The organism is Synechococcus sp. BA-120 BA3, from assembly GCF_034931285.1.
In the GTDB taxonomy this organism is placed as follows: Bacteria; Cyanobacteriota; Cyanobacteriia; order PCC-6307; family Cyanobiaceae; genus Cyanobium.
The window spans coordinates 1-5,306 of the sequence record NZ_JAYGHZ010000084.1; the positions used below are offsets into that span (position 1 = coordinate 1).

The following is a 5,306-nucleotide window of genomic DNA, read 5'->3' on the forward strand; positions in this document are numbered from 1 at the left end:
GCATCCCGGGAGCTCTGCTCCAGAGGTGACAGCACCGCAGGCTGCGCGCTGGCCCTGGTCAGTGGCTCAAGGAGGGGGGCCAGATTTCGTGTCGCATCTGGGCCAGTTTTCGCTGTCGCCTGACAGGCCGTCGAGCACTAGGAAAGTGTGCTCGAAGGAGGGTGGTGGAGCACCTTCGAACTCACGGCTGGAGAAGGCTCGCTGCCGATCGCGCACGCGCAGGATGCTGCCGGCGGGGTAGTTGTTAGCGATCGAGACGATCAGGGCCTGGGTGGCACTGGGCTCCCAGACGAAATCGCGCTGGAAATCGGGCAACACCATGTCGCCGCTGTGGATCCGATCCAGCAGATCAAGTAGGGGCTTGGAGTTGGTGTCTTCGTAGATGGTCATGCACCAACGCCCTCCCGCTCGAAGAACTCCCATGCAATCCGATAGTCCTTCACCCGATCACAGCAATCAAACGGTGCTTCGTAGGTGATCGTCCGCTCCACCGGCCCACCGGGCAGCGTGTCGTCGATGATCGTGCGGGAGACGGTGTCCGAGGTCATCTCGCAAATGTCTTCCCAGCCGGTGGTCTTGTTGGCGCCACGGCCTGAGCCTTTGCGGGGGAAGCCCACACCCGAGAGGCCTTTGCTGGCGGTGAACACGATGCGGCCGTTCTGGTCGTACCAAGTGTCGCGTTCGTATTGCTGCATCACCGGGAACTGCACGCGGTAGATGGTGATCAGTTCTTCGAGGGTGAGCTTGAGGGCCTGGGCCACCAGCACATCGATCTCCACCAGGGCCTGGCGGCGGGCGTAATCGGTGCGCAACGCGCAGTCGCGCTGCCAGGTGGGGGTGAGGTTGGTGAAGAACTCGTTGGGGAGGCGGGGATCCTGTTTGGCCCAGCGTTGCTGGCGGAAGGCTTCATCCCAGCATTCGCTCCAGAGATCGGCGTAGTGAGTGGTGAGGCAGTTGAGGATAAGCGTGCGCGATGAGAAGTCGACAGTTGCATTTATAAGCGGAAAGACTTCCCATGTGTAGTGCAGATTGGTTCGGCCAGTTGACTTAATAAAAAAATCAGCGACAATAGACTGCCCAAAGGAAAGATATGCGAGCAGTAGCGAGCTTTCTCTAAAGGAAATTGATTGCACTCCGTGGACATGACCGGCCCCTGGTTGTAGCAAAGACGGGACATAGGTTCTCTCATTTGAGGGAGGGAGCATGCCTCTCGCTCCGACACGAAAGAAATCAGTCACATGTTTCCTGGCTCCCCAGGGCACCCGCGGTGTGCGGGCAAGGTATTCGGCTGGATCTACATCCGGCCGGTAGTTGGTACGGGGTAAGTAGTCGGTTGGTAGAGAGACGAGATCAAGACAGTCATAGTGACTGTTTTCAGTGCATGTTCTTCGCGGCGTTTTGTTGAATGGTCGACCGATTTGGAAGTGGGGTCCGGAAAGCACTAACTCGGTGGGATTGCTAGGAAAGCTGGTGTCTCGGCGGATTGTTCCGTCTTTCTGAGCATTGGTTTCGTGCCACATCTCGACGGCGAAGTACTGACCCTGCAGATCACCCAGCCGTTTTGTTGCCGTAGCAAACTTTTCCAGTACACTTTGGAGTTGCTGGGAATGCAGAGCCGGCAGCCTGGCTTGGCGGGCAGGAGTTCCGGGTTCATCATAAAGTTGGGCAAAAAGTGCAAGTGTCTGTTCTCCTACTGGGATGAGTCGCTGGCGATGGCCGGTCATATCCCATCGGTTGCCTTCTGTCTTGATGCCGCCAACTGCGCCATTGCCATCATGGGCGAAGCAGGCGTCAACTGTTTTGGCATGGAAGAGATTAGCAAGATGAATGAAGCTTGGTTGCCGCCATGGACCGTACACATTTAGGCTATACTTTTGTCTGTCTGTAATTGGAAACAGGATTAGCTGATTCTGGAATTGAAGGTGATACCGAAGCCGCCCATATAGCACCTCCCTCAGCGCTCTACCCTTTGGGTCGTCATACACCCCCTCTGGATGTAGGAATCCCTGCACGCCTTGCCCAGAAGCAACCCGCCAGGATTGGGGCAAAAAGCACTTGAACAGGTTCGTCTGGCTGCCTTTCAGCAGCGAATAGTTCGCTACGGCATTCAGAAACGCCTGGCTACCGTTCTGCGCCTCAAACTCTTCGAGGTAAGCCGCCTGCAGATCAGGCTGGGCGGTCAGCGCCTCGCCCCGGCGTTTCGCAAGCTCACTGGCGGTCACCTTGCGGATCAGCACCATCGGGTCGGTGTCGCCGATCACGCCCTTTTCCTCCCACTCCACCTTCAGCCAGGGCGGGTTGCCCACGATTAGATCAAAGCCGCCGCTCGCCAGCAGATCAGCAAATTCCAGATCCCAGTGCAGCGGCTTGATGCGTTTGGCTACCACCTCCACCTGTCGTAATCGCTCAAACTCAGCCTTGAGCTTTTCCACATTCACAAAGCCGTGGCGGTCGCTGAAATCCACGGCCAGCTGTTTGGGTTGGGTATCGGCAAATAGCTGCCCTTGGCCAAGTTCGGGAGCAACGCCCTGCTCTAGATCACCCAGGATCATGCTCAGCTCCAGCAGCCAGGTATCTCGGCTGGGTAATGAACCTGCCTGGTTGATTGGCCAGAACCAAAGTGCACTCCAATAGTCCATCGCCCACTTCAGCCGCAGGCGGGCATTGGTGTTGGCCACATCGCGGCCCAGCACCTCCTGCTCTTGGATGCGGTCTTTGAGTTTCAGCGAGGTCCAGGCAACGTCGTTTGCACCTGTTGTTTCGCTCTCTGGCCATACCGGAAGCGGATCGGTAGTGCGCAGGCGTAACTGTTTCTGTTGCTGGGCCCAGGCCTTCCAGAGGTCATCCACCAGTTTGCTCAGCCGCAGCAGGTGGGAAATCTGGGACTCACTGAACGCCGCACCCACAAACGTCTTGTTCCAGCGCTGGCAGCGCTCGATGGCCTCTGGTTCAAGCTCCTTAATCACCTTGTCTTTGTAGGCGGCCATGCCCGGATCGGGCAGCAGGAAGTGGAAGATTGCGCCTTCCGGCAGCTCCGCATCCCAGGCCAGCTCCTCTGGAGCGTGTTCATGCCAGATCTTGCTGGGTTTGGCTTTTTTACCTTCGGTTGGTAGCTGGCTTACCCGGTAGATCTGGCGCTTGGCACCGATCAACGAGTTGCCGCACACCAACTGCTGGCTGAACCAGGGCACAAAGGCCCGGCCGTTTTCTGGCGTAAAGATGCTGTTGAGCCACAGGCTCACCTCCGCCAGCTCCACCGCCACCGGGTTGAGGTCGATGCCGAAGACGTTCTGGTCGGCCAGGCGCATCTTCACCTTTTGGAGCTCAGTGGCGAACTGCTCGTGGGGGATGCTCCGGCCCGTTTCCTGCTGGCGCAGCTCTAGGTAGGCCTGGGCCAGCTGGTTCACCACTTCGTTCAAAAATGCAGCCGAGCCCATTGCCGGCTCACACACCTTCAGCTGCAGGATCTCGGCCGCCGTTTTGCCTGGCAGCAGCTCCTTGAGCGCATACTTCACCAGGCACTGGGTGAGCGATTCGGGCGTGTAGTAGCTGGCGCTCTTCTCGCGGTCGCGGCCTGCCAGCCTGTAGATGAAACTTCCCTTGGGATAGCACTTCGGATTGCCGGTGCCGGGATCGGGCACGATCTCTTCTCTTTTGTAGGCCTTGAGCTGCTCAAAGGTCACAAAGTGCCCCACCTCCAGCTCGTCGTGGGCCTGCCCGCTGGCTTTGGTGGTGTCGTCGTCTCCCTCGTCGTCGCCGTTTTCGAAGTCGTCGTCGACGCTGACGGCGGCTTTCCCCTTTTTCGGTGCAGGTTGCACCTCGTAGAGGTCTTCCTCGGCGAAGAAGCCCCGGAAGCTGAGCAGGGCCTCATACACGGCGCCCAACTGGTTGATACCCAGCTGGGAGTAGCTCACCCGGCCGCGCCGTTTACCCTTGCCTTCCTTGGTGAGCGACATCAGCTCGATCACCTCTTGCAGCACCACGTTGCGGAAGTGCACGCGGGTGAGCGCAGGCATGCGCTCGGGATCAAACAGGTGCGCCTTCAGCGGTGTGAGCCGGAAGCTGTCGTGGAACACCTCCTCGGTTTCGGCCAGCGGCAGCTGGGCTGTGGCGTCGTCGCGCTTCGGGTAGCCCTCCCAGATCATCTGGAACAGGCGATCGAGCGAATCGCTGATGTAGGTGCCTTCCTTGTCTTCCTCACTGCCGAGCTCAGCGCTGTCCATGTCGCGCAGGCTGTCGAGGCTGTAGCCGAGGCGATAGACATCGCTGCCCATCGGTGCATAGCCCAACTCAGGCCGGCTCTCGATGTAGAAGAGGAACAGCAACCGGTACATGTACCGGAGGCATTCGAGCGTGAGCTGGTCGGCGTCGGTTTTGCCTTTGAACACGCCTTCATTGCGGCTGCGGCGCCAGTGGATCGCCTCGTTGCCGAGCAGCTCGATCGACTTGCGCAGCGCGTATTTGAGATCGCCGCTCACCTCATAGGCGTGCTTGTGGCTGTTCTCATCGAGCTCATCCAGCAACGGCGTCCCGCCGCTCGTGGGGCAGGTGTGCTCGCGGTGCAGCAGCGTGGCGGCCGCCAACACGGCATCGGGGTTGTTCTCACCCAGGAGCGCGTTCAGCTCAAAGCGCAGCAGCCGTGAAGCGGCCCACTTCTGGCGATCAATCAGCAGCAGCTGGTCGCGGCCCACCGCCAACACCCAGCGCGGCGGGATGTCCTGGGCGAAGATCCGCTCGCTGATCAGCTCCTCCCAGGTTTCGCTGCCCTGGCCATCCGAGCCGGGCAGCACCGTCCCCAGCATCGGATCCTCGATCTGGCAGGCCCAGCTCGTGGCGATCGTGAGCTCGAGCGGATCCGCCGGCTCATCGTTGGGGTTGAAGCACTCCACCACCCACAGCCAGGGCTCGCCTTTGGCGTTGCTGATCTCCGCCAGCAGCGGGATCTGATACGCCTCGCCACCGATCAGCACGGGCTCCGCCTTCGGGGCGTAGGGATACCCCAGGGCCTCGCACAGCGGCTGGAAGAACAGTTCCCGCTGTAGGCGCAGGCGCTCAGCTGGATCACCGGTGATCCCCAGTTCGGCTTCCCGGAGCTTCTGCCAGGGCTTCCGCAGGGCCTTGAATTCGGCCTCTGGTGTACTGACGTCGGCTGTGTGATCTGCCTCCAGCTGAGCCTTGGTGACGTGGACCCCGGAAACCGGTCCAGGGTGAATGAGAGTCTTCAGCCGGCCAGACTGGGCCGGGGACTCGACCATGAAACGCACCAGGCACACATCCGAACAGATCATCCGCAAGCTCAAGACCGC

2 protein-coding genes are annotated in these 5,306 nt (G+C 59.9%); both read right to left on the reverse strand.

Features of this window, described 5'->3' with window-relative positions:
• Positions 1 to 66: 66 nt before the first annotated feature.
• Entirely contained in the window at positions 67 to 390 is a 324-nt protein-coding gene (locus tag VB737_RS05230; RefSeq protein WP_500311725.1) for a DUF262 domain-containing protein, read from the reverse strand.
• Positions 387 to 5,255 carry an Eco57I restriction-modification methylase domain-containing protein gene (locus VB737_RS05235; protein ID WP_500311727.1) on the reverse strand — a complete coding sequence of 1,623 codons (4,869 nt, stop codon included), beginning with the start codon at positions 5,253 to 5,255 and terminating at the stop codon, positions 387 to 389. Before VB737_RS05235 ends, VB737_RS05230 begins: the two co-directional genes overlap by 4 nt.
• Positions 5,256 to 5,306 lie beyond the last annotated feature (51 nt).

Coding starts and splice junctions, on each gene's coding strand:
- VB737_RS05235 (WP_500311727.1), bottom strand. CDS start 5,255: ATGGTCGAGTCCCCGGCCCAGTCTGGCCGGCTGAAGACTCTCATTCAC.
- VB737_RS05230 (WP_500311725.1), bottom strand. CDS start 390: ATGACCATCTACGAAGACACCAACTCCAAGCCCCTACTTGATCTGCTG.